Origin of the sequence: Streptomyces sp. NPDC000594, assembly GCF_040299965.1 — a bacterium.
Lineage (GTDB): Bacteria > Actinomycetota > Actinomycetes > Streptomycetales > Streptomycetaceae > Streptomyces.
On sequence record NZ_JBEPCY010000018.1, the window covers coordinates 51,295 to 73,972 of the forward strand.

Genomic DNA, 22,678 nt, shown 5'->3' on the forward strand with positions numbered 1-22,678 from the left:
TGTGGGGAGCGGCTGAGACGCCTGAAATTATCCGACCGCCCCCGGCGGGTACATGGCGGCGGAAGAGATTTACCCGGCCTTTCCCCGGCACCCCTCGGTCACCCGCCCCGGCGCCCTTCCCTTACCCACCCGGGGCCCGTCCCAAAATGACATTCCTCTCATGGAACGGAAAACCCCCGCACCGCCGGGCGCATGGCCTCCGGGGAGACCGTGGGACGGTCTCCGGCAGGACGGAGGAGGCCGGACACCGGGGGTGGGCCGGTGCTTGCGCCTGGGCGGTACGGGGGTGGTCGCGAGGCCGTTCCGGTCGGTACGGGGGCGGTCGCGGGGGCCGTGCGGGACGGCCCGGGGCGAGGGTCAGATGATGCCGAAGAGGAGCCCGGCGGCCAGCACCACCAGCGAGGTGAGCGCGGCCCATTTGACGGTGAAGCGGGTGTGGTCGCCGAACTCCACCTTGGCCATGCCGACCAGGACGTAGACGGCGGGCACCAGCGGGCTGGACATGTGCAGCGCCTGGCCCACCAGGGAGGCGCGGGCGATCTCCAGCGGGGAGACGCCGTGGGCGGCGCCCGCCTCGGCGAGGACCGGCAGCACACCGAAGTAGAAGCCGTCGTTGGACATGAAGTAGGTGAGCGGCAGGCTCAGCAGACCGGTGACGATGGCCATGTGCGGACCCATGCCCTCGGGGACCGTCTCGACCAGCCAGTCGGCCATGCTCTGGACCATGCCGGTACCGGTGAGGACACCGGTGAAGACAGCGGCGGCGAAGACCATGCCGGCGACATTGAGGACGTTCTCGGCGTGGGCGCCGATGCGCTCCTTCTGCTCCGCCATGTTGGGGTAGTTGACCGTGAGGGCGAGGGCCGCACCGAGCAGGAAGAGCACCGGGATGGGCAGCAGCTCCATGATCATCGCGGTGAGCAGGGTGACGGTGAGACCGGCGTTGAACCAGTAGAGCTTGGGGCGCAGGGTCGGGCGGTTGGGGTCCAGCCCATGGAAGCCCTCGTCATCGGCGTCGCCGGGCGTCCCGTCGCCGTCCGTGCCGGTACCCGCGGAGCCGGTGGCACCCTTGCCGTCCGTGCCGCCCGTGCCGCCCTTGGCGTCCTTGGTCAGCGAGGTGCCGCCGCCGGAGGTGACCAGCACATCGCCCTGCTCCGTCTCCAGCGCCTCGTCGAGGCTGAGGTAGCCGACGCGCTTGCGCTCCCGCAGGCCCAGGAAGTACGCGAGGACGAAGACGAAGAGCAGACCCACGAGAAGCGCCGGGATCATCGGGACGAAGATGTCGGCGGCGTCCAGCTTGAGCGCGGTGGCCGCGCGGGCGGTGGGACCGCCCCAGGGCACGGTGTTCATGACGCCGTTGGCGGTGGCGGCGACACCGGTCATCACGACCAGGCTCATCCCGAGCCGCTTGTAGAGCGGATACATCGCCGAGACGGTGATCATGAAGGTGGTGGAGCCGTCGCCGTCCAGCGAGACGATCGCGGCGAGCACCGCCGTACCGACCACGACCCGCATCGGGTCCGCTTTGCAGAACTTCAGAATGCCGCGGACGATCGGGTCGAAGAGACCGACATCGATCATCACACCGAAGTAGACGATCGCGAACATCAGCATCGCCGCGGTGGGAGCGAGATTGCCCACCCCTTCGATGACGTAGTCCCCGAGCTTGGCGCCCTTGCCGACAAGCACACAGAAGAGCGCGGGGATGAGGACCAGCGCCGCGATGGGCGACATCTTCTTCATCATGATCAGGACCAGGAAGGTCGCAATCATGGCGAAGCCGAGGATTGTCAGCATGGGGGCTACCTAACGTTCATCCTTGAACTCCCACCGGAGCGGCGGTCCGGATGACGTTAGGTCCCGTCAAAAGCTGTTAACAAGATGTTGACGTGTGAGCAATAAGAGCAAAACACCAGGTGAAGGCGGATACGGCCGATCCGCGCCCCGGAACGGCGCTCCCGGGGCCTTCCGGCGGCCCGCCGACACCCCCCGGGCCACGCCACGGACCACCTCCGGACCACCCGACGGGCCGCCTCCGAACCGCCCTCGGACCGCCTCCGTACCGTCCCGGGACCACCTCCGTACCGCCGCCGGCACCCGTCCGCCGGGTCGCCATTGACGCCCGGGGCGCGCAATCCTACGGTGACCCATAGGATTGACTTCGGCTATCCACCGGGAGCGGCGATGAGCGGCATCGAGCAGGCCAGGGCACGGGAACGGGAACAGGCACGGGAGACCGCCGGAGGCCTGGGGCACTCCCTGGGCTTCGGCAACGAGCACAGCTCCGAGGCGGTCCCCGGGGCCCTCCCGGTGGGACGCAACTCCCCCCAGCGCGCCCCCCTCGGTCTCTACGCCGAACAGCTCAGCGGCTCCGCCTTCACCGAGCCGCGCGCCCACAACCGCCGCACCTGGCTCTACCGGATCCGCCCCTCGGCCGCCCATCCCCCGCTGCGCCGGATCGAGAACGGGAGCCTGTGCGGCGCCCCGTTCACCGGGGCCGCCCCCGACCCCAACCGGCTGCGCTGGGACCCCCTGCCCGAGCCCGCGCCCGGCACCGACTGGCTGGCCGGTCTGTGGACCCTCGGCGGCAACGGCGACCCCGCCCGGCGCGGCGGCATGGCCGTGCACCTCTACCACGCGAACGCGCCCATGACCCGGGTCTTCGGCGACGCCGACGGCGAGCTGCTGATCGTGCCCGAGCTGGGCGGGCTGCTGCTCGTCACCGAGCTGGGTGTCCTCGCCGCCCGCCCCGGCGAGGTGGCCCTGATCCCGCGCGGGGTCCGCTTCCGGGTCGAGCTGCTGGACGAGCGAGCCCGGGGCTATGTCTGCGAGAACTTCGGCCGTCCCTTCGTCCTTCCCGACCTCGGCCCCATCGGTGCCAACGGACTGGCGAACGCCCGTGACTTCCGGGCCCCCGTCGCCGCCTACGAGGAGGTGGAGGCGCCCGTCGAGACGGTCACCAAGTACTGCGGCAACCTCTGGGGCACCACCCTGGACCACTCCCCCCTCGATGTGGTCGCCTGGCACGGCAACCATGTCCCCTACGTCTACGACCTGCGCCGCTTCAATGTGATCGGGTCGATCTCCTATGACCACCCGGATCCGTCGATCTTCACGGTGCTGACCTCACCGTCGGACACCCCCGGGCTCGCCGGAGTGGACTTCGTGGTCTTCGCCCCGCGCTGGCTCGTCGGCGAGGACACCTTCCGCCCGCCGTACTTCCACCGCAATGTGATGAGCGAGTACATGGGGCTGATCGAGGGCGCGTACGACGCCAAGACCGCCGGAAAGGGCGGCTTCGTCCCCGGCGGCGGCTCACTGCACCCCATGATGTCGGCGCACGGCCCCGACCGGGAGACCTTCGACCGGGCGAGCGCCGCCGACCTCGTACCGCAGCGGATCGACGACGGTCTCGCCTTCATGTTCGAGACCCGCTGGCCGATCCTCACCACGGAGCAGGCGGCCGGGGCGGACCACCGGCAGAAGGGGTACGACGGCGTATGGCAGGGTCTTGAGCGTCATTTCCCCTCCTGATCCGGAGAGACGGAGCCCGCCGTGACCTCCTCCTTCGCCCCCGACTCGGTGGTGCTCAACCGCAAGCTGCCGCTGTGGTACCAGGTGTCGCAGTCACTGCGGGCCTCGATACTCGGCCGTGGGCCCGACGCCTCGCTGCGGCTGCCCACCGAGGAACAGCTGGCCGCGCATTACGGGGTCAGCGTGCTCACCATGCGCCAGGCGCTCAAGGAACTGGAGGAGGAAGGGCTGATCAGCCGCCACCGGCGGCGCGGCACCTTTATCGAGCCCCGGGCGCGCCGGGGGGCTCCCCGGCGGCTGCTCGGCTCCATCGACGCGATCGTCGCCCAGCAGTCCGGCGAGCGGACCACCATCCTGGGGCACGGCCCCGGGCCGGTCCCCGGTGATATCACCGAGTACTTCCCCGGCCTCACCGAGGTGGTCACCTACCGGCGGCTGCGCTGCGACGGCGAGAGCGGCGAACCCACCAACTGGGCGGAGAACGCCGTCCACCCCGAGATCGCCGCCCGGATCGACCTGGCCGATCTGGAGCGCTGGCCGATGACCAAGGTCCTGCGGGACGCCGTCGGGGTACGGATCAGCCGGATCACCGACACCGTCGAGGCCCGGCTCGCCGACCCGCCGACCGCACAGCTCCTTCAGGTGCCGCTGCTCAGCCCGATCCTGCACTACACGGGGGTGACCTACGACGGGGACGGCCGCGTGGTGGATGTGGCCCGTATCCGCTACCGGGGGGACCGCTTCTCCTTCTCGGTCACGGTGGACGCGGAGTGACGGCGGAGCCGCGCCGGGAAGGAGTGATGGCCCGAGCGCGGGGTCGCTCAGGCGGTGACACGTGACGGCGGGCACGCGCGTGGGGGAGGCGTGCCGTCGAGCGGAGCGACGAGGGTCAGTGGCGGCTGCCGAAGAGCGAGCGGCGCAGTCGGCGCAGCGGCGCGAAGAGCGAGACCCCGCCCCGGCGCCCCCGGTCGTGCGTCACATCGCGCTTGGTCAGCTCGCGCATCAGCGAGGTGGCCTCGACGGCGTCACGCCGGGGCACGGCGGGACCGCCGAGCACCGAGAGATGCCGGTCCAGGCGGGTGCTGGTCGCTTTGTTCCCGCAGGTGATCGCAGGCACACGCGGCCTGCTGCGCGCAGTTATCTGTTCCATGTCCATTTCCGGTCCATCCCACCGTCACTCCGCCGTCTTCCCCGCCCCTGGCACACCCGGCCCTGGGCAGGCTAACCCTATCGTCCCCGCCGGGCACCCGGGTATCCCGCCCGGAGGATTCACCATGACCGCAGGCGAGTTGACCTTCGCCCGATGAATCCACCCGAATCCCGGGCGAGTTGGACAGCTTACGAGCACCCGGGAAGGATTCTTCCCTTCCTCACGTGCCCCATGCGCCCGAGCGGCCTCTGGCGTGATGACGGTCACACCCTGTGACGGCGTCCGGGGCGCCTCCGGCCCGAGGCCGTGCCGGCGGCGCCCCGGGTCCGGATGCACCCCGGGTCGGACGGAGGCCCGGGTCAGACCTTCGCGCGGAAGGCCGGCAGATAGCCGCCGGACTGGCCATTGGCGGTGGGGTGGTACGACTCGCCGATGTTCAGCCAGTTCACGCTGTGCAGCCAGGAGGCGCTGGAGCAGATCTCGTGGTTGGTGAAGTAGGGGACGACATCCGCGAAGTCGAAGCCGTGGTTGGCGGCCCGCTTGGCGATGGCGGTGTTCAGATGGTCGGCGGCGTTGTTGATCGCCGCGCGCTCGTTCTCGGAGAGCCCGGCGAGACAGCCGCCGCCCAGCTTGTAGAAGCGGGGGTAGCCGAGGACGACGACCTGGGCGGCGGGCGCCCTGCCGGAGATCGCGTTGTAGACGCTGTCGAGCCTCCCCGGAAGGGTGCTGTCGACGAACGCCTTGGCCGTGTTGACCCGGTTGATGCAGTTGGCCTCGGACTGGAGGATGCAGGTCGTCATCACATCGGCGAAGCCCGCGTCATTGCCGCCGACGGAGACCGAGACCAGGTCGGTCGAGGCGTTGAGCGGCCCCAGCTGCCTGCCGGTCACATCACTGGTGATGGCGCCCGAGCAGGCGGTGAACGAGAAGGACGAGGGGGCGTTCGCCGCCGCCCAGAGCCGGGGGAACGCCTTGCTGCTGCGCTTGCAGTCACCGCTGGCGCTGTCATAGCTGCCGGCGCCGACGCCCGAGGAGTACGAGTCCCCGAGCGCCACATAGTCGAGGGGGGCGGCGCTTTCGGCGGCCTGGGCCTGGCCCGCGCCGGTCAGGGCGAGCACGGCTCCGAGCAGGAGCGAGGACGAGAGAGCCGTGATGCGCGACAGTTTCATGAGACCTCTCAAGTAGCAGGATCGCTGCGTCGATTCACGTTCTTACCAGTCAGTACGGAACTTCGGAAGTGTTCATGACAATCAATCGAATACCTCTTGACGGAGCCTCAGATACCGCTGTAGCAAGCGCTTTCAACGGATCATCAACGACCAAAGCGCCCTGAGGCGGAGCATAGGAGACAACTCGGTGCGCGTCCGCCGTTTCCGCTCGGGAAACCCGGTGCGCCGAAAGGTTCGATGCCGGATCATGGGGCGCATATCCACCGCATGGCTTCACCCGATCCACCCGATCCACCCGACACCAGTGGGAGCGCATGTCCGCCGCAGCAGTACCACCGCAGAGCGCGTTGCCGATCCGGCTCACCGTGGACGACAGCGACTCGCCGCTGGATGTCGTCGACGCCCTCTTCCTCGGCCGGTTCGCCAGCGGCGAGCAGCCCTACTCCCACGCCCGGCAGATCGAGCGGGTCAAGCACGGCCACGAGCTGCTGCCGCCGGGGGCGAAGGTGCTGCGCTCGGCGCGCGACGACGACCGCAGCGCCCTGCTCGCCGAGGGCGAGGGCTGGACCGTCCTGATCTCCCGCTGGAACCGGGGAGTCCATGTCTCGGTCACGGCGGTCAGCCCCGAGCTGGCCGAGCGGATCGTCCGTGAGTCGACCGCGGACGCCTCCGACGAGCCCGAACCCCAGCAGGACAACGTACCGATGGGCTTCTGGTACGTCTCCCCGCGCCGGGGCCCGCACCGCACCACCCGCCAGATCACCGCGGGCAGCTGGTCCGACATCCGGCGCAACTACACCGCCCCGGTGGCCGGGGCCATGGACCGGCTGATGAAGGTCACCCCGGACGACATCGCCGGCCGGCTGCTCCTGCTGCACGGGCCGCCGGGCACCGGGAAGACCTCGGCGCTGCGCACCCTCGCCCGCTCCTGGCGGGACTGGTGCCAGGTGGACTGTGTGCTCGACCCGGAGCGGCTCTTCAGCGATGTCGGCTATCTGATGGACATCGCCATCGGCGAGGACGACGGCACGGGCAAGGACCGGTGGCGGCTGCTGCTGCTGGAGGACTGCGACGAGCTGATCCGGGGCGAGGCCAAGCACACCGCGGGCCAGGCGCTCTCCCGGCTCCTCAATCTCACCGACGGCCTGCTGGGGCAGGGCCGCAATGTCCTGGTCGGGGTGACCACCAACGAGGACCTGGAGCGGCTGCATCCGGCGGTGGTACGGCCGGGCCGCTGTCTGGCCCGGATCGAGGTGGGGGCGCTGACCCGCGAGGAGTCGGCGAACTGGCTGGGCACCGAGGAGGGGGTGGGGCGCGAGGGCTCCACCCTGGCGGAGCTGTACGCGCTGCGCCGGGGCACGGGGCCCGCCTCCGTACCCGAGCAGAACGCCGGGGCCGGGGCCGGTCTCTACCTCTGAGCCCCGGCACCTCCGAGCCCCGACATCGCTGAACCCCCGACGCCGCTGAGCCCCCGGGCCGCCCGGAGGGGCTCAGCCGTCGTACGCGGCCCGCAGGGCGTCCCGGACCGCCGCCCCCGCCGCCTCCCGGTCCGCGCCGAGTCTGCGGGCCCGGTCGGCGAAGACCCCCGCGGCGGCGGCCAGTTCCCGCGCGGCGGCGTCCTCCGCCGCGGCCACGAAGGTGCCGTGCCGGCCCCGGGTCTCGATCACCCCGTCCGTCTCCAGCGCGCGATAGGCCTTGGCGACCGTATTGGCGGCCAGGCCCAGCTCCTGGGCGAGCCCGCGCACGGTGGGCAGCCGGTAGCCGACCGGCAGCGCCCCGGAGCGGGCCCGCTCCGAGAGCTGGGCACGGAGCTGTTCGAAGGGGGCGATGGCCGAGTCCGTGTCGATCACGATCTTCAGAGTCACCCCCCGATTCTCCCCCGGCCCCGGGGTGTCCACCGGAAATGCCCGTGCGACACGGTCCCCGCCGTACCTAACGTACGGATCATGGAAAGAGCGAGAACGGTGACGGTCCGGCTGATGAAGGCGGGCCGGGAGAAGATCGCGTATCCGGCGGAGGTGGTCGGTGACGACGGGACCCGGCTGACCGTCCGGGCGCGCTGGGCCGGTTCGGGCGTCCGGGACTTCGGCTTTGTCCGGTTCGAGCCCGGCGATGTGTTTATCGAGCACTACTGGCGGGACCGCTGGTACGCGGTGAAGGAGGTCCGGACCGGCGACGGTGTGCTCAAGGGCTGGTACTGCGACATCACCCGGCCCGCGCGGATCCCCGGTGACGGCGGCGAGGTGGTCGCCGAGGACCTGGACCTGGATCTGTGGGTAGGCGCGGAGGGCTCTCCGGTGCTCCGGCTGGACGAGGACGAGTTCGCGGCGAGCGGTCTGGAGGGGAGGGACCCCGAGGCCGCCCGGCAGGCACTGAGCGCCCTGGACGAGCTGGAGGCCCTGGCCCGGGCCGGCCGGATCGGGGAGCTGCTCGTACCCCCGCCCGTAACCCCGCCCGTACCGCCGCCGCACCGCTGAGCGGGCACCCGGCCACCGGGGACCAGGACCGACCACCGGCACCGGCACCGGCACCGGGAAAGCACTCTCCCCGCGACCGGAGTACCGGCCGCGGGGAGAGTGTGTGGGGGGATTATTCAGAGACGCTTCGGCGCCGGACGACCAGCTTCATGATCAGCGGCCAGGCGAGAAGGACGACGATGATCGCGTAGACGGTCACCGAGAACGGGGTGTTGACCAGGCCGGAGACGCTGCCGTCACTGATCTGGAGCGCACGGCGCAGCTGCTGCTCGGCGTTGGGGCCGAGGATCACACCGATGACGGCGGGTAGCACCGGCAGCCCGTACCGCCGCATCCCGAAGCCCAGCAGACCGATGAGCAGCAGGATGACCAGGTCGAGGGCCTCGCCGCCGACCGCGTAGGCGCCGACACCGGCGAAGAAGAGGATGCCCGCGTAGAGATAGGGACGCGGGATCCGCAGCAGCTTGGCCCAGACGGGGGCGAGCGGCAGGTTCAGCGCCAGCAGCAGCACCAGGCCGACGAAGAGCGAGGCGATCAGGCCCCAGACCAGGTCGGGCTCGCGCTCGAACAGCAGCGGTCCGGGCTGGATGCCGTACTGCTGGAAGGCGGCGAGCATCACCGCGGCGACGGCGGTGGTGGGCAGGCCGAGGGTGAGCATCGAGACCAGGGTGCCCGACGCGGAGGCGGAGGCCGCCGACTCGGGTCCGGCCACGCCCTCGATGGCGCCCTTGCCGAACTCCTGCTTGTTCTTGGAGAGCCGCTTCTCGGTGACATAGGAGAGGAAGGTCGGGATCTCCGCGCCGCCCGCGGGGATCGCGCCGAAGGGGAAGCCGATGAACGGTCCGCGCAGCCAGGGCTTCCAGGTGCGCTTCACATCCTCCTTGCCGAGCCAGGGGCGGCCGACCGGGATGGGCTCGGCGCCGCCGCGGCGCAGATGGGCCGCGACCCACAGGGCCTCGCCGATGGCGAAGAGACCGACCGCGACGATGACGACGTCCACGCCGTCGGCGAGGTGGAGATTGCCGAAGGTGAGCCGCTGCTGGCCGGTCATCGAGTCGAGACCGACGAGGCCGATGGTCAGACCGATCAGCAGGGAGGCCAGACCGCGGATCCGGGAGGAGCCGAGGACGGAGGTGACCGCGATGAAGGCGAGCACCATGATGGCGAAGTAGTCGGGGGCGCCGATGTCGACGGCGAGTTCGGCGACGGTCGGGGCGAGGGCGACCAGCAGCAGGGTGCCGATCAGACCGCCGGTGAAGTGGCCGATGGCCGCGGCGGCGAGCGCCTGGGAGCCCCGGCCGGATTTGGCCATGGGATTGCCCTCGATCGCGGCGACCACCGCCGCGCTCTCACCGGGGGTGTTGAGCAGGATCGAGGTGGTGGAGCCGCCGAACATGGCGCCGTAGTAGATACCGGCGAACATGATGAACGCGCCGGTCGGCTCCAGGCCGTAGGTGACGGGCAGCAGCAGGGCCACCGCCATGGCGGGACCGATGCCGGGCAGGACGCCGATGGCGGTGCCCAGGAGCACACCGATCACCGCCCAGAGGAGGTTGATCGGGGTCAGCGCGGTGCCGAAGCCGTCGATCAGGGAATTGAAAGAGTCCATCGGCTAGAGCACCCCCATCAGCGGGCCACCGGGGAGCGGAACGCCGAGCAGATTGTTGAAGAGGTAGTAGGTGACCAGCGACAGAACGGCGGCGATCAGCGGATCCCGGTGGTGGCTCCGGCTGCCGAGGGCGAAGGCGGCCCCCCAGAAGAGGAGCATCCCGGAGATGGGGAAGCCGACCGGGCCGATGAGGACCGCGAAGCCGAGGAAGACTCCGGCGAGCAGCAGCACGGTGCGCCAGTCGCTGGGCTCGCTGAGGTCGATGTCCTCGCCGGTCTCGGCCTCGCCCCGGCCGCCGCGCACCACATCGATGGCGAGCAGGACGGCGATCACCAGCAGCCCGAGGCCGACGGCTATCGGCACCGTCCTGGGGCCGACCGGGCCGCGCTGGGAGATGTCGACGTCCATGGTGATGGCGTCGCCGAGGACCAGCAGACCGATGGCGAAGAGCAGGACGCTGACGCCGATCTCGGAGTGTTCGCGCAGCCAGCCGCCGCCGGATCCGGCGGGGCGGGCGGAGCTCTCCGTCCGGTTCACGGGAGATTCCTGTGAGTTCACAGTCCCAGCTCCTTCAGCACCGTGTCCACGCGCTCGTCCTGCGCGTCCAGGAAGTCGCCGAACCTGTCCCCGGTCATGAAGGCGTCGGTCCAGCCATGGGTCTTCAGGGACTCCTTCCACTCCTTGGAGTCATGGAGCTTGGCGACCAGGGCGATGAGCTTCTCGCGCTCCTCGTCGGAGAGTCCGGGGGGCGCCACGATCCCGCGCCAGTTGGTGAACTCGGTGTCGATACCGGCCTCACGCAGGGTGGGGGCGTCCAGTCCGGGCACCCGCTCGGGGCCGGTGACCGCGAGCAGCCGCAGCTCGCCCGCCTTGATCTGGTCGAGGTACTCGCCGACACCGGAGACGCCGAAGGCGACCTTGTTGCCGAGGATGGAGGCGAGGAGTTCGCCGCCGCCGTCGAAGGGGATGTAGTTGACGGTCTTGGGGGCGATGCCCGCCGCCTGCGCCATCAGCATGGGGGCGAGGTGGTCGGGGCCACCGGGCGAGGAACCGCCGCCGACGGGCAGCTTGCCGGGGTTCTTCTTCCAGGCGGCGACCAGGTCCTGGATGGTCTTGTACGGGGAGTCCTTGGACACCACCACGATGTCCTGCTCCTCCGTGAGCCGGGCGATCGGGGTGGCGTCCGCCAGGGTCTTCGGGGACTTGTTGGTGTGGACGGCGCCGACGACACCGAGGCCCATGGACATCATCAGCTTGCCATTGCCGCGCTCGTTGACCAGCTGGGCGAGTCCGACGGTGCCACCGGCACCGGGGAGGTTGAAGACCTCGATGTTGTTGCTGAGGTCGGCGTCCTCGGCGTTCTTGGCCGCGGTACGGGCCGTGATGTCGTAGCCGCCGCCGGGGGTGTTGGGGACCATGATCCGGAGCCCGGGGATCCGGGTACCGCTGTCGTCGCCGTCGCCGTCACTGAGCAGTGGCGGCCCCACGAACACCAGCAGTGCCGCCCCGAGCACGGCGAGGGGAGTGCGCAATCGCACGTGAGCCGCCTTTCGGTGGTGGAGATGTGAAGTGGCCCACATGTTGCCTGTGCGTTAAGAAAGTGTCTCTCTTCCGGAATCAACGGACGTTGTGGTCATTGTGGTCTCGCCCTAGCGTGTGCCTCGTGATGAACGTGCTGGTGGTGGACGACGACTTCATGGTCGCCAAGCTGCACAGCCGCTATGTGACCGCGACGGCGGGGTTCCGGGTAGCCGGAGTCGCCCACAGCGGCGCGGACGCGCTGAGCGCTGCGGAGCGGCTGCGGCCGGACCTCGTGCTGCTCGATATCTATCTGCCCGATATGGATGGGCTCGCGGTACTTCGGGAGCTGAGGGTGGCCGAGGGGCTGGACGCGGCACGGCCGAGTGCGGACGCCCTGTTCATCACGGCCGCACGGGACGCGGGGGTGGTACGGGCGGCGCTGCGGGCGGGGGCGCTGCACTATCTGATCAAGCCGTTCAACCAGGCGGCGCTCCAGGAGCAGCTGCGGCATGTGGCGGCGCTGCGGTCCCGGTTCGACCGGCTGGGCGAGGCCCGGCAGGAGGATGTGGACCAGATCTTCGGGACCCGGCCGCCGGGCTCGCGGGAGCTGCCCAAAGGGCTCGCGGCGCACACCGCCGAGCTGGTGGAGCGGATCCTGCGGGAGCACGGGGGCGATCTGTCGGCGACGGAGTGCGCGGAGGCGGGCTCGCTGTCGCGGGTGAGCGCCCGGCGGTACCTGGAGTACTTCGTGGAGACGGGCCGGGTGCAGGTGAGTCTGCGGTACGGGGGGACCGGGCGGCCGGAGCGGCGCTACCGGCTGGCGGGCGGCGGGCTGCTCGGCGAGCGGCGGCCCTCCCCGGAGCGGGAGGCGGGGCGGTGGGCCCCGTCCTGAGGCGACGGGTCCGCTGCTGGGACGACGGGCCCCTTCCTGGGACGGCGGGTCCGTCCCCGGGACGCTCCTGGGACGGGGGCCCGCCGGCGGTTCCGCTCCGGGGCGCGGGCGGTCAGACGGGGCCGAGGTCGGCGCTGTTCCACCGCTGGGGGCGCATATGGATGATGACCTGCTCGTCCAGCTCCTTCTCCACGAACTCGACATAGGACGCGACTTTGCGTGCGGGAAGATAGCGGGCGCTGATCTCGACCACATGCCGACGGGTGGCGGGCAGGGTCTCCACGACGGGTCCCTCGACGGAGACATAGCGGACGGTGGGGGCCTCCCGGTCGACCAGCAGGGAGAAGCGGCCCGCACGGGAGATCAGACGTTCCTTGCGGGAGCCGAGGCCGGTCATGATCCAGACGTCGCGGCCCGGGGCGTACTGGTACCAGACCGGCACCGTGAGGGGCGCTCGCCCGTCTTCTCCCGCGTCCACCGCCAGGGCCGCGATATGCGGTTCGGCCAGGAACTGCTGGCGTTCTTCACGGGTCAGGGTCACGGATGACTCCTTCGCGTCGGTCCACCGGTCGTGCCGGTCCGGGGCCGGGTGTGATCGTCGGCTGGTAATCGTCCCGCTGACTTGGCAAAGCTACAGGTCCCCGCCGGACGCCGGACCGGACTTGACCACTCCGTGGGTTATCGGTTGACCACTTTCGCCCCCTGCGCGCCGTGGGCGCGACGCGGGTGCGGCGCACCGTCCACCGCCCCGGCGCACAGAGGGTCCGCCGGGGGCGGGAACGGGCCGCCCGGGGCGCCCCCCCGGCCGGCCGGCGGACGGTGGCCCGGACCCGTCGGAGGCGATGGCCGTCCGGCCCGGTCCGCCGGAGCGGGAGGGGTCGGCCGGGGCCCGGTCCACCCCCGCCGGGCACCCCCTCCCGCAGCGCGCCGCGCCCGGCCGGCCGCCCGGCGGGACAGGGTCGCGGAACCCGCCCGCACCGCCGTGCCCCGGTCCGTCCGGGGCGGCCCGGCGGGCCCCTCGGGGAGCGCGCCGGGGCGGTTCATCCGGACGGGCGAGCGGCTTCCGCCCCCTTGGTTGACCGCCCAACGACCGCCCACCGGGCCACCCGGCGGTCCAGGGCCCTGTTCTCCCGGCCGGAATTGCCGTCGCGAACACCCCGGACACCCGCCCGGGGCGTCACCCCCGCGCCCTGGGCGTTCACCCCGCGGGCCCCCGCGCCACCCTGCGCGCACACCCGGTGAGCAGGCCGGAAGCACCGGGCGGGGCGGTGTCCCGCCGGACCCGAAGGGCCCTTCCTCAGCCGCCGCTTAGTTCTTCCTTAAAGCAAGGATAAGGATCCCCCGACAGCCGCCCAACGGGGCGATTCGGCCCTCCCGAACGGCTAACTTGCTGCTCACCGGGGCCGGTTCGAACAAGCACCCGTGGTGGACCGAGTCGCGTCCACCGGTGTCCGGACGGCCCCGGGCCCCCCAATGTCCCACTGAGGAGATCGTCAATGACCGCTCGTCGCAAGGTGGCCGTGGCCGCTGTCCTGGGTATCGCGCCGCTCGCGCTGACCACCCTGAGCGTCACTCCCGCCGCCGCGCACGGGTCGATGCAGGACCCGGTCAGCCGGATCACGGCGTGCTTCGCCGAGGGACCCGAAAGCCCGGACTCCGCGGCATGCAAGGCGCTGGTCGCGGCCGGCGGCACCCAGCCGCTGTACGACTGGAACGAGGTCAACATCGGCGAAGCCGCGGGGCGGCACCGCCAGATCATCCCCGACGGCAAGCTGTGCAGCGCGAACCGGGCCAAGTACCAGGGCCTGAACGCGCCCCGCGCCGACTGGCCGTCCAGCCCCATGAAGGCGGGCAACAACACCTTCCGCTGGCGGGCCACCGCCCCCCACCTGGGCACGCTGGAGCTGTACATCACCAAGGCCGGCTACAAGCCCACCAAGGCGCTGAAGTGGTCGGACCTGGGGGCGCAGCCCTTCGCCAAGGTCACCAACCCCCGGCTGGTGAACGGCTCCTATGTCTTCGAGGGCAAGGTGCCCAAGCGCACCGGCCGCCACCTGATCTACTCGATCCTCCAGCGCTCGGACTCCCCCGAGGCCTTCTACACCTGCTCCGACGTGGTCTTCGGCAAGAGCACCGCGGGCACCACCCCGGCCCCGGCCGCCAAGGCCCCGACCGAGAACGAGATCAAGCAGGCCACCACGAACTCCTCGGTGGACCACGGCGGCAAGGGCGGTGACACCCCGGCCGAGAAGAAGGCGAACGCCGCCCATGTCGCCCAGCAGACCTCCGCGGTCTCCGGTGGCGACGCGAAGGCCGCGCAGGACGGCGGCAACGCCCCCGAGACCCAGAACGCCGGGACGACCGAGCTGGCGACCCAGGGCGAGAACCTGGCGGAGACCGGTGGCTCCAGCAGCACCACGTACATCGCCATCGGCGGTGCCGCCGCGCTCGCGCTGGGCGCGGCCGGGATGTTCGGTGCCGCCCGCCGCCGGGCCACGGGCCGCGCCGCGCGCTGACCCGTCCCCCGGAGCCGCCGGGTGCCCGTCCGCCCACCACGGACGGGTGCCCGGCCCGGGACCCCGCTCCACCCGGCCGGTCCGACCGGCCGGCCCATGACTCTGACGCCGCCCCGGGTCCATCCCACGCCATCCCGGGGCGGCGTCAGCCATTCGGCCGCGTACCGCCTGCGCGGGCGCCGCACGCCCAGGAGCGTGGGGCCATGAAGCGGACATCGGAGGGCCCCGGGGAACCGTCGCAGGCCGGGGCCTGGGGCGCCCGGACCCCGGGCGGCACACCGAACGGCTTTCTCGCCGAGGTCAGGGACGCGGTGACGCTGCGGGCGGCGGTCCTGGTGATCGGGGTGCTCGCGCTCCAGCTCGCCTTTGTCACCTCGTACATCGGCGCCTTCCACGCACCCGAACCCCGTGAGGTCCCGCTCGCCGTGGTGGCCCCCTCCGACCGGCTCGCGCGGGACACCGTACGGGAGCTGGCGGCGCTCCCCGGTGATCCGCTGGCGCCCCGGGTGGTGGCGGACGAGGCCTCGGCACGGCGGCAGATCCAGAACCGGGAGATCGACGGGGCGCTGATCCTCGACCCCGGGACCACCACCGACCGGCTGCTGGTCGCGGGTGCGTCGGGCGCCTCGCTCGCGGACGCCCTCGGCGGGGTCGTCGGCTCCGCCGAGCAGTCCCGGGGCCGCTCGCTGGAGGTGACCGACATCGTCCCCAACGCCCCCGGGGACGCCCGCGGGCTCTCCTCCTTCTATCTGGTCATCGGCTGGTGCGTGGGCGGCTATCTCTGTGCCGCGATCCTCGCCATCAGCGCCGGGGCCCGGCCCGCCAATGTCCACCGGGCGCTCATCCGGCTCGGCGCGCTGCTGCTGTACTCGATCGCCGCCGGGCTGCTCGGCGCGGTGATCGCCGGGCCGGTCCTGGACGCGCTGCCGGGCGGGATCGCACCGCTGTGGGGCCTGGGCACCCTGCTGGTGTTCACCGTCGGGGTGCTCACCCTCGCCCTTCAGGGGCTGCTGGGCATCGTGGGGATCGGGCTGGCCATCCTGGTGGTGGTCGTCCTCGGCAACCCCAGCGCGGGCGGCGCCTACCCCTGGCCGATGCTGCCGCCCTTCTGGTCGGCGATCGGCCCGGCGCTGCCGCCCGGCGCGGGCACCTTCGCGGCCCGTTCGATCAGCTACTTCCAGGAGCGGGCCCTGGGCGGCTCACTCCTGGTGCTGGCCGCCTGGGCGGCCGGCGGCACCCTGGTCACCCTGGTGTGCGCCCACAAGCGCCCGGCGCCCGCCCCGGCCCCGACCGCTTCCGGGCCGGGCATCCCCGGGTGATGGCCGAACTCCGGTCCTGGGAGGTTCGGCCGCCCTCCGACCGCATAGGTACGCCCTTTCGGCGGTAATCCCCGTTTAGGGTCCGTCGGACGGACCCCACAGCCCGTAGGACAGCCCGGCCGGCCGGCGCGGCCGACACCGGGGAGCAGGGGGTGGGACATTGTCAGAGACCCACACGGTCCCGACCGGCAGCGAGCCAAGGGGGCAGGCCGTGCGACAACAGATGCGTACGTCCGACGGCCGGCAGCTGATGGTGGAGCGGCTGGGCGATCCCCGGGGCAGGCCGGTCTTCCTGCTGCACGGCACCCCCGGGTCCCGGCTGGGCCCGGCGCCGCGCGGGATGGTGCTCTACCAGCGGCGCACCCAGCTGATCACCTATGACCGGCCCGGTTACGGCGGATCGGACCGGCTCCCCGGGCGCAGTGTCGCGGATGTCGCCCAGGATGTCCGGGACATCGCGGACGAGCTGGGGCTCGAACGGTTCGCGGTGGTGGGCCGCTCCGGCGGGGCGCCGCACGCGCTGGCCTGCGCGGCGCTGCTGCCGGAGCGGGTCACCCGGGCCGCGGCGCTGGTCACCCTGGCGCCCCGGGACGCGGCCGGGCTGGACTGGTTCGAGGGCATGGCGGCCTCCAATGTCCTGGAGTACACCTTCGCCTCGGACCATCCGGAGGTCCTCACCGAGCGGTTCATCATCCGCTCCGCCCAGATCCGCAAGGATCCGATCAGACTCCTTAATGATCTGCGCAAGGAGCTGACCGAATCGGATCGGATGGTGGTGCAGGACGCGGGGGTACGGAGCATGCTCCTCCGCAACTACCAGGAGGCGCTGCGCACCTCGGCGTACGGCTGGATCGACGACGCCCTGGCGTTCTGCGGCCCCTGGGGGTTCGACCCGGCGGACATCACCCCGCCCGTGATGCTCTGGCACGGCGAGAAGGACGTCTTCTCCCCGGTGGGGCACTCGCGCTGGCTCGCCGAGCGGATCCCGGGGGCGACCGCCGTACTGGAACCGAGGGCGGCGCACTTCGACGCGCTGCACGCGCTGCCCCGGGCACTGACCTGGCTGCTGGACGGGTGAGCCGCCCGGCACGCTCCAGCCACCCGCCGGGTGAGCCGCCCGGCAGGTGGACCGGAGGACGGGTGGACCGAAGGGGGACCGAGGTCCGGCGGGAGGCCCCGCCGGACCGGTGCCTCACACCGCCAGCGGTTCCAGATCCCGGTGGACCCTGCGCTCCTCCCGGGCCAGCCGGGTCAGCGCGTGCTCCTCGCCGACCTGGCGGGCCAGCTCCTCCACGGTCTCCGTGCGCAGCCGCGCCGCCTCCGCCGTGCGCCCCAGCCGCCCGAGGGTGACCGCCATATTGGAGGCGACCCCCAGCACCTCGGGGTGGTGCCGCCCCAGCACCTCCCGGAGCCGGGCCACCGAGCGCTGCTCGATCTCCAGCACCTCCTCCACCGCCCCCCGATCGGCCTTGGCGTTGGCGAGGTTGATGGTGCTGTAGAGGTAGTGGGGGTGCCCCTCCCCCAGCACCTCCCGCATCAGGGTGCCCACCGTCACCAGCAGCCGCTCGGCCGCCTCCGGGTCCCCGCACCCCCACTGGTAGATGCCGAGGTTGTTGATGGCCGCCAGGGTGTACGGGTGCCGGTCCCCCGGCACCAGCGTGTACTGGTCCACGACCTCCTGCGCCAGATCCCGCGCGGCGACCGCCTCCCCCGCCGCGAAGAGGTCCGCCGCCAGATTGAGATCACAGGCGAGGGAGTCCGGATTGGTGGAGCTGTACCGGGAGCGGTACCGGTTGCGGGTCGCGGTGGTGAGCCGCCGGGCGTCCTCCAGACGCCCGGCCCGGCGCAGCGAGACCGCCAGGCTCTTGGCCGCCGCCAGGGTCCCTGGGAAGGTCCGCCCCAGCTGCTGTTTGTACAGCTCGTAGCTGCGGCTCAGCAGGACGACGGAGTCCTCGTACCGCCCCACCTCCCGCAGATCGCGGGCGAGCGATCCGGCGGAGGAGAGGGTGTACGGATGGTCCGGGCCCAGCACCTCGGTACGGCGGTCGAAGACATCCTGGTCGATCTCGCGGGCGCGCGCGTACTGGCCCACCATCCGCAGATTGAGCGCCAGATTGTTGGCGGCGGCCAGGGTGCGCGGATGGGACTCGTGGAAGATCTGGCTGAAGCCGTCATGGGCCTCCCGGGCCAGCTCCATCGCCCTGCCGTACTGGCCCAGCGTGCCCAGGTCCATCGCCAGTCCGCTGGTGGTCATGTACGTGTGCGGATGGGTCGGGCCCAGCACCCGCCGCTGACGCTGGAGGGTCTCCTCGTCCAGCGCCCTGGCCTCCTTGTACCGGCCCTCGGAGCGGTAGAGGTTGGAGATGTGGAAGCAGAGGTAGAGGTACTGGAGGTCATCGGTGCCCAGCCTGGTGCGCCAGGTCTCGCGCACCTCGTCGGCGATGCCCCGGGCGGTGGCCCAGTCGCCGCGCTTCCACAGATAGCGCACCCGGTCGATGAGGAGCCGGCGGGTCTCCGGCTCGGTGCAGCTGTGCGCCTCCGAGGTCGCCAGATGCGGCCAGATGGTGGCGAAGCGGTCCCAGGTGGCGGGGTTGTCGATGGGTTCGTCGTCGTCGGGGCGGGCCCCGGCGAGCACCCGGTGGACGGCGTGCCGGGCGTCCCGCTGCTCCTTCTCGCTGAGCTGGGCCCGGATCACCGCCTGGACCAGCCGGTGCACCTGGATGCTGTTGTTGACCTGGTCGACCTTGGCGAGGGCGAACCGTCCGATCTCCCGGATCACCCGGCCGAGGACCAGCTTCTCCTGGAGCGACGCGTCATAGGGCTTGAGGGCGTCGATCATCTCCTTGCTGTAGAGGAGATTGGCGGAGATCGGCTCGGGCGCGAAGAAGGCACAGAGCTGGAGGAGGCGCACCGCCGCCGGTGACCGCTCCTTCAGCTTCTCGATGGAGACATTCCAGGTGGCGGCGACCGGCTCGGGGTAGCCGGCGGGCTGGTTGAGCGCCAGGACGCTGGTGGCCTGCTCGCGCAGCCGGTCGAGGTACTCGGCGACGGGGGTGGCGGTCTCGGCGATCCAGGCCGCCGCCTGTTCGACCGCGAGCGGCAGATCGCCGACGGCGGTGGCGACCTGATCGGCGTCGGCGGTGGTCAGTCCGCGGGCCCGCCGCTGGAGGTGCTCGACGGACTCCTCGCGGGTGAAGACATCGATGGCGAGGGCGTCCCCGTACTGGGACCAGGTCTGGTTGCGGGAGGTGACCAGGATATGGCCGGGCCCCTGGGGCGGGAAGAACCGCTTCAGCTGCTCGGGGTCGTCGGCGTTGTCGAAGACCAGCAGCCAGCGGGCGTGCGGCACCCCGCGCCGCAGCAGATCGATGGCCTCCTGGGAGGCGGCGGCCATGTCCTCGCCGCCCTGGGCGCCGAGGCGCGCGGCGAGTTCGGCGAGACCGGAGATCACATCGTCGGGCTGTTCGGCGGAGATCCACCACACCAGGTCGTAGTCGGCCATGAAGCGGTGCACGTACTCGATGGCGACCTGGGTCTTGCCGACGCCGCCCAGTCCGTAGAGGGTCTGCGGCTGGGGCAGTACGGCGGCCACCGACATCCCGCCGCCGAGCCGGTCGCGCATCTGCTCCAGGGCGGTGGAGCGCCCGGTGAAGCCGGGGTTGCGGGGCGGCGCGTTCCAGATGGTGGGCACGGTTCCGGGGAAGCGCGGACCGGGCGGCCGGCCGGGGTCGCCGAGCTGGACGGGCCGGTCCAGCGCGCGCAGCAGGGCGCCGGTGGCCTGCACCTCGTCCAGCCGGAAGAGGTCGACGGGGTTGCGGTCGATATAGGGCGTGGTGAGCCGGACATCGCCGACCCGGATGGGCAGCAGGTGGTTACGGGTCCCGCCGGCGTCCTCGGCGAGGGCCCGCTGCCACACCTCCACCGCCCGGGGCGACTTGAGGTAGGCGGCGGAGAGCAGGACCACGCTCCGGGAGGCGTTCTGCCCGGGGTGGTCGTCGGAGGAGCCGGGTTCGGGCCCGGTGGAGACATCGCGGGGGACGACCCGGAAGCCGGCCTGGGTGAGCAGGGACTCGATCCAATCCGCCCACATGCGGTTCTCGGCGACATAGCTGAGGGACAGATCGGCGGGGAGGGCGGGCCTGCGCCGGGTGAAGGCGTCCTTGATCCGCAGCCTGATCTCGTCCGCGACGGGGGGCATGGCGGTGATCCGCTGCTCGGTGACGACGGCGGTGAGCCGTTCGAAGGCGGAGAGCAGGGAGTTGGTGAGCCCGGTCTCGTCGCCGAAGGTGGCGAGTGTCTCCTCGTACGCGTAGTAGGGGCGGTACGGGATCTCGACCGCGCCCCAGTAGGAGGTCAGCTCGTCGCCGGTGAGCCCGGTGGGGAAGCGGTCGAACTTGACCCGGGCCAGCGCCCGTCCGGCGTCCGCCTTCTCCTTCTCGCCCTCGTCGATGCGCATGGGGACCGGGTAGATCCGGATGCCGCGCCCGCCGTAGCGCTCGTCGATCTGGCGGGCGACGGCGGCGGCGCCGTCGATCGACTGGTCGCTGAGGGTGAAGCAGTCGACCAGGATGTCCGGCAGATGGACGGTGCAGATGTCGGCGATGTCGCTGAGCCCGGTGCGGCTGTCGATGAGGACATAGTCGTAGTGGGCCTTCATGTCGTCGCGCAGGGCGTCGAAGAAGAGCCCGCCGCCCAGCCGGTCGTAGAAGTTGTCCCAGTCGAAGGTGGAGACGGTGGCGGAGTACTCGCGGTTCTGCCGGCCCGCCGAGACGAAGTCCAGGGTGCCGCCGCCGGGGAACCGCCACCCCAGGCTCTCCGGTGCCAGGGAGACCGCGTGGGGCTGGATACGCGCGTAGTCCACGTGCCAGTCGTCCCGGCGGCCGGTGTCGGGGGTGATCGCGGCCCAGGCGTACTCGGTGATCAGATCGATCACGCCGGTGGTGGCGCCGAGGGTGGACGGGTCGAGGAAGGGGTGGAAGAAGCGGTGCAGACCGGGCGCCTCCAGATCCCAGTCGACAGCGAGGACCCGTTGGCCATTGGCGGCGAGGATCCAGGCGGTGTTGGCGAGGGCCATGGTGCGGCCGGTTCCGCCCTTGTACGAGTAGAAGGTGACGATGCGTCCGTCACGACTGGCTGTCATCCGTGTCCTCCGCATCGGGGGTGCCGCGTGGCGCGGTCGGGGAGAGGGGCCCGGAGCCGGCCATGGGGCCGGTGAGCCGGGCGCGTAAGGGGCGGACGGCCCCGGGGGACGGGCTGGGCGCGAAGGCGGTGGCGTGGCGCAGGTACTCCTGCGCCGCGGCCTCCACGACCTGGGGCAGGATCTGCCCGAACGCCTCCATGCTGAGGACGCCCCGGGCCGCCGCGCGACAGGCCGCCCGGCCCTGGCTCAGCTGGTGCGGCATGGTGCGTTCCAGTTTCTCGACGAGCTGGGCCTCGGATATCCGGCTCTGCGGGTCCTCGCGGTTCCAGGCGACCACCACCCCGACCCAGGGGCGCGGGGTGGCGTCGAAGGCGGCCAGCCGGGCGCAGCGGTCGTCGTCCTCCAGGGCCCACCGGTCGATCAGCAGGATCTCGGGCCGGGTGGGCGGGGTCCCGGGGGCGGGCGGCACCTCGTGGTCGAAGGAGGAGAGGGTGGCCTGGTAGTCGAGGGAGCGCACCAGGTCCTGGGCGACATAGGCGAGCGGCCGGGCCGAGTCGGGATGGTACGGGTTCCAGTCCTGGGGCTGTTTGCCGTAGTAGTCGGGGGCGCGGCCCTCGGGGAGGTCGTGCCGGGTGGGGGCGGCTATCGTCAGCTGCATGGGGCGCGGGCCGGGGCCGGCCGCGCCGCCGAAGGCGCTGGGCGCGAGCCCGTAGTCGACGGGGCTGCCGGGGGCGACCCCGGTGGTGTCGGCGACACTGACGATCCGCTTGGCCAGTTCGTAGACGGCGGCCTCGTACTCCTCGGCGAGGACCCGGAGTTTGATGAGTCCGTAGAGGCCGTCGGTGGCATAGCGGTCGCCGAAGGCCCGGTGGTCCAGCCGGAGCCGGCCCGCGGGGCCGGGGAGCTGTTCCGGTGATATGGGCACCCACAGGGCGGGGACGATGGCCTCGGCGGCGCGGTTGTGCTTGGCGCGGTGGTAGATGGCCCGCTGGGCGAAGGCGTACCACTCCTTGCCGCACATCTCGCTGGCGAAGTAGCGGGGGGAGTAGAGCGGGACGAAGACCCGGCAGGTGGCGAGCATCTCACCGATCCGCTCCGACCAGCCCTCGCCGGAGCGGATCTCCCGGTCCATGAAGCCGGCCGGGGCTCCGGCGGGCAGGTCGGTCATGGCCATCACATGGCCGCAGACATCCCGGAACAGCCGTTCCACCCACATGTCCGGGTCGGGGCCACCGCCGCCGTACCGCGGTGTGTGGGCATAACTCAAGAAGAAGTACGGCCGGTGGTCCGGCGCACGCCGCGCTGAATCCGACACACGACCCCCGTCCTGTGTGAACACCCGCCACCCGCA

General features: G+C 71.6%; 18 protein-coding genes. 8 read left to right on the top strand and 10 right to left on the bottom strand.

Going from position 1 to position 22,678, the window contains the following annotated elements:
* Positions 1–357 precede the first annotated feature (357 nt).
* On the bottom strand, positions 358–1,797 hold the full coding sequence (locus tag ABT354_RS23640; protein ID WP_351497012.1) for a CitMHS family transporter: 1,440 nt from the start codon (positions 1,795–1,797) through the stop codon (positions 358–360).
* Between the two features lie 387 nt (positions 1,798–2,184).
* On the opposite strand from ABT354_RS23640, the gene hmgA reads away from it, so the two are divergent.
* Both hmgA and ABT354_RS23650 read left to right on the top strand, forming a co-directional pair.
* Positions 2,185–3,534, top strand: a complete 1,350-nt coding sequence (hmgA, locus tag ABT354_RS23645; RefSeq protein ID WP_351497124.1) for a homogentisate 1,2-dioxygenase — start codon at positions 2,185–2,187, stop codon at positions 3,532–3,534.
* Positions 3,535–3,555: 21 nt separating this feature from the next.
* Positions 3,556–4,308 carry a GntR family transcriptional regulator gene (locus tag ABT354_RS23650; protein WP_351497014.1) on the top strand — a complete coding sequence of 251 codons (753 nt, stop codon included), beginning with the start codon at positions 3,556–3,558 and terminating at the stop codon, positions 4,306–4,308.
* Positions 4,309–4,423: 115 nt separating this feature from the next.
* Here ABT354_RS23650 and ABT354_RS23655 read toward each other — a convergent pair whose 3' ends face one another.
* Together ABT354_RS23655 and ABT354_RS23660 are read right to left on the bottom strand one after the other, a co-directional pair.
* Positions 4,424–4,684 carry a hypothetical protein gene (locus ABT354_RS23655; RefSeq protein WP_351497016.1) on the bottom strand — a complete coding sequence of 87 codons (261 nt, stop codon included), beginning with the start codon at positions 4,682–4,684 and terminating at the stop codon, positions 4,424–4,426.
* Between the two features lie 359 nt (positions 4,685–5,043).
* Positions 5,044–5,853: an SGNH/GDSL hydrolase family protein gene (locus tag ABT354_RS23660; protein WP_351497018.1), complete on the bottom strand. Its 810-nt coding sequence runs from the start codon at positions 5,851–5,853 to the stop codon at positions 5,044–5,046.
* Between the two features lie 314 nt (positions 5,854–6,167).
* Here ABT354_RS23660 and ABT354_RS23665 point away from each other — a divergent pair, with 314 nt between their 5' ends.
* A complete protein-coding gene (locus ABT354_RS23665; RefSeq protein ID WP_351497020.1) occupies positions 6,168–7,271 on the top strand; it encodes a DUF5925 domain-containing protein in 1,104 nt (367 codons plus the stop codon).
* A 72-nt stretch (positions 7,272–7,343) separates the two neighbouring features.
* On the opposite strand, the gene ABT354_RS23670 is transcribed toward ABT354_RS23665, so the two are convergent.
* Positions 7,344–7,718, bottom strand: coding sequence for a GntR family transcriptional regulator (locus tag ABT354_RS23670; protein ID WP_351497022.1), 375 nt, complete (start codon positions 7,716–7,718; stop codon positions 7,344–7,346).
* A gap of 81 nt (positions 7,719–7,799) precedes the next feature.
* Between ABT354_RS23670 and ABT354_RS23675 the strand changes: the two genes are divergently transcribed.
* Positions 7,800–8,330: a ribonuclease FAU-1 family protein gene (locus ABT354_RS23675; protein WP_351497025.1), complete on the top strand. Its 531-nt coding sequence runs from the start codon at positions 7,800–7,802 to the stop codon at positions 8,328–8,330.
* Between the two features lie 112 nt (positions 8,331–8,442).
* On the opposite strand, the gene ABT354_RS23680 is transcribed toward ABT354_RS23675, so the two are convergent.
* From ABT354_RS23680 to ABT354_RS23690, 3 genes are read right to left on the bottom strand one after another with little or no spacing between them, the layout of a single operon-like run.
* Complete coding sequence (locus ABT354_RS23680) at positions 8,443–9,939, bottom strand: tripartite tricarboxylate transporter permease (protein ID WP_351497027.1); 1,497 nt, start codon at positions 9,937–9,939, stop codon at positions 8,443–8,445.
* Positions 9,940–9,942: 3 nt separating this feature from the next.
* Positions 9,943–10,497 carry a tripartite tricarboxylate transporter TctB family protein gene (locus tag ABT354_RS23685; protein WP_502983482.1) on the bottom strand — a complete coding sequence of 185 codons (555 nt, stop codon included), beginning with the start codon at positions 10,495–10,497 and terminating at the stop codon, positions 9,943–9,945.
* Complete coding sequence (locus ABT354_RS23690) at positions 10,494–11,477, bottom strand: Bug family tripartite tricarboxylate transporter substrate binding protein (protein ID WP_351497032.1); 984 nt, start codon at positions 11,475–11,477, stop codon at positions 10,494–10,496. Before ABT354_RS23690 ends, ABT354_RS23685 begins: the two co-directional genes overlap by 4 nt.
* A 128-nt stretch (positions 11,478–11,605) precedes the next feature.
* Between ABT354_RS23690 and ABT354_RS23695 the strand changes: the two genes are divergently transcribed.
* Positions 11,606–12,352, top strand: coding sequence for a response regulator (locus ABT354_RS23695; RefSeq protein WP_351497126.1), 747 nt, complete (start codon positions 11,606–11,608; stop codon positions 12,350–12,352).
* A 112-nt stretch (positions 12,353–12,464) separates the two neighbouring features.
* On the opposite strand, the gene ABT354_RS23700 is transcribed toward ABT354_RS23695, so the two are convergent.
* Positions 12,465–12,893 carry a pyridoxamine 5'-phosphate oxidase family protein gene (locus ABT354_RS23700; RefSeq protein WP_351497034.1) on the bottom strand — a complete coding sequence of 143 codons (429 nt, stop codon included), beginning with the start codon at positions 12,891–12,893 and terminating at the stop codon, positions 12,465–12,467.
* Positions 12,894–13,848: 955 nt separating this feature from the next.
* Between ABT354_RS23700 and ABT354_RS23705 the strand changes: the two genes are divergently transcribed.
* The 3 genes from ABT354_RS23705 (at position 13,849) to ABT354_RS23715 (ending at position 17,265) form a co-directional block, all read left to right on the top strand.
* Positions 13,849–14,868, top strand: a complete 1,020-nt coding sequence (locus ABT354_RS23705; RefSeq protein ID WP_351497036.1) for a lytic polysaccharide monooxygenase auxiliary activity family 9 protein — start codon at positions 13,849–13,851, stop codon at positions 14,866–14,868.
* Positions 14,869–15,071: 203 nt separating this feature from the next.
* A complete protein-coding gene (locus tag ABT354_RS23710; protein WP_351497038.1) occupies positions 15,072–16,187 on the top strand; it encodes an ABC-2 transporter permease in 1,116 nt (371 codons plus the stop codon).
* A 223-nt stretch (positions 16,188–16,410) separates the two neighbouring features.
* Complete coding sequence (locus ABT354_RS23715) at positions 16,411–17,265, top strand: alpha/beta fold hydrolase (protein WP_351497128.1); 855 nt, start codon at positions 16,411–16,413, stop codon at positions 17,263–17,265.
* A gap of 114 nt (positions 17,266–17,379) precedes the next feature.
* On the opposite strand, the gene fxsT is transcribed toward ABT354_RS23715, so the two are convergent.
* On the bottom strand, positions 17,380–21,327 hold the full coding sequence (gene fxsT, locus ABT354_RS23720) for an FxSxx-COOH system tetratricopeptide repeat protein (protein WP_351497040.1): 3,948 nt from the start codon (positions 21,325–21,327) through the stop codon (positions 17,380–17,382).
* Complete coding sequence (locus ABT354_RS23725) at positions 21,311–22,642, bottom strand: TIR-like protein FxsC (RefSeq protein ID WP_351497042.1); 1,332 nt, start codon at positions 22,640–22,642, stop codon at positions 21,311–21,313. The genes fxsT and ABT354_RS23725 overlap by 17 nt, the downstream gene beginning before the upstream one ends.
* Positions 22,643–22,678: the final 36 nt, after the last annotated feature.

Excerpts from the sequence above, each read along its gene's own strand:
- ABT354_RS23640 (WP_351497012.1), bottom strand. The coding sequence starts at position 1,797 with ATGCTGACAATCCTCGGCTTCGCCATGATTGCGACCTTCCTGGTCCTG.
- hmgA (WP_351497124.1), top strand. The coding sequence starts at position 2,185 with ATGAGCGGCATCGAGCAGGCCAGGGCACGGGAACGGGAACAGGCACGG.
- ABT354_RS23655 (WP_351497016.1), bottom strand. The coding sequence starts at position 4,684 with ATGGAACAGATAACTGCGCGCAGCAGGCCGCGTGTGCCTGCGATCACC.
- ABT354_RS23660 (WP_351497018.1), bottom strand. The coding sequence starts at position 5,853 with ATGAAACTGTCGCGCATCACGGCTCTCTCGTCCTCGCTCCTGCTCGGA.
- ABT354_RS23665 (WP_351497020.1), top strand. The coding sequence starts at position 6,168 with ATGTCCGCCGCAGCAGTACCACCGCAGAGCGCGTTGCCGATCCGGCTC.
- ABT354_RS23675 (WP_351497025.1), top strand. The coding sequence starts at position 7,800 with ATGGAAAGAGCGAGAACGGTGACGGTCCGGCTGATGAAGGCGGGCCGG.
- ABT354_RS23680 (WP_351497027.1), bottom strand. The coding sequence starts at position 9,939 with ATGGACTCTTTCAATTCCCTGATCGACGGCTTCGGCACCGCGCTGACC.
- ABT354_RS23695 (WP_351497126.1), top strand. The coding sequence starts at position 11,606 with ATGAACGTGCTGGTGGTGGACGACGACTTCATGGTCGCCAAGCTGCAC.
- ABT354_RS23705 (WP_351497036.1), top strand. The coding sequence starts at position 13,849 with ATGACCGCTCGTCGCAAGGTGGCCGTGGCCGCTGTCCTGGGTATCGCG.
- ABT354_RS23710 (WP_351497038.1), top strand. The coding sequence starts at position 15,072 with ATGAAGCGGACATCGGAGGGCCCCGGGGAACCGTCGCAGGCCGGGGCC.
- ABT354_RS23715 (WP_351497128.1), top strand. The coding sequence starts at position 16,411 with ATGCGTACGTCCGACGGCCGGCAGCTGATGGTGGAGCGGCTGGGCGAT.
- fxsT (WP_351497040.1), bottom strand. The coding sequence starts at position 21,327 with ATGACAGCCAGTCGTGACGGACGCATCGTCACCTTCTACTCGTACAAG.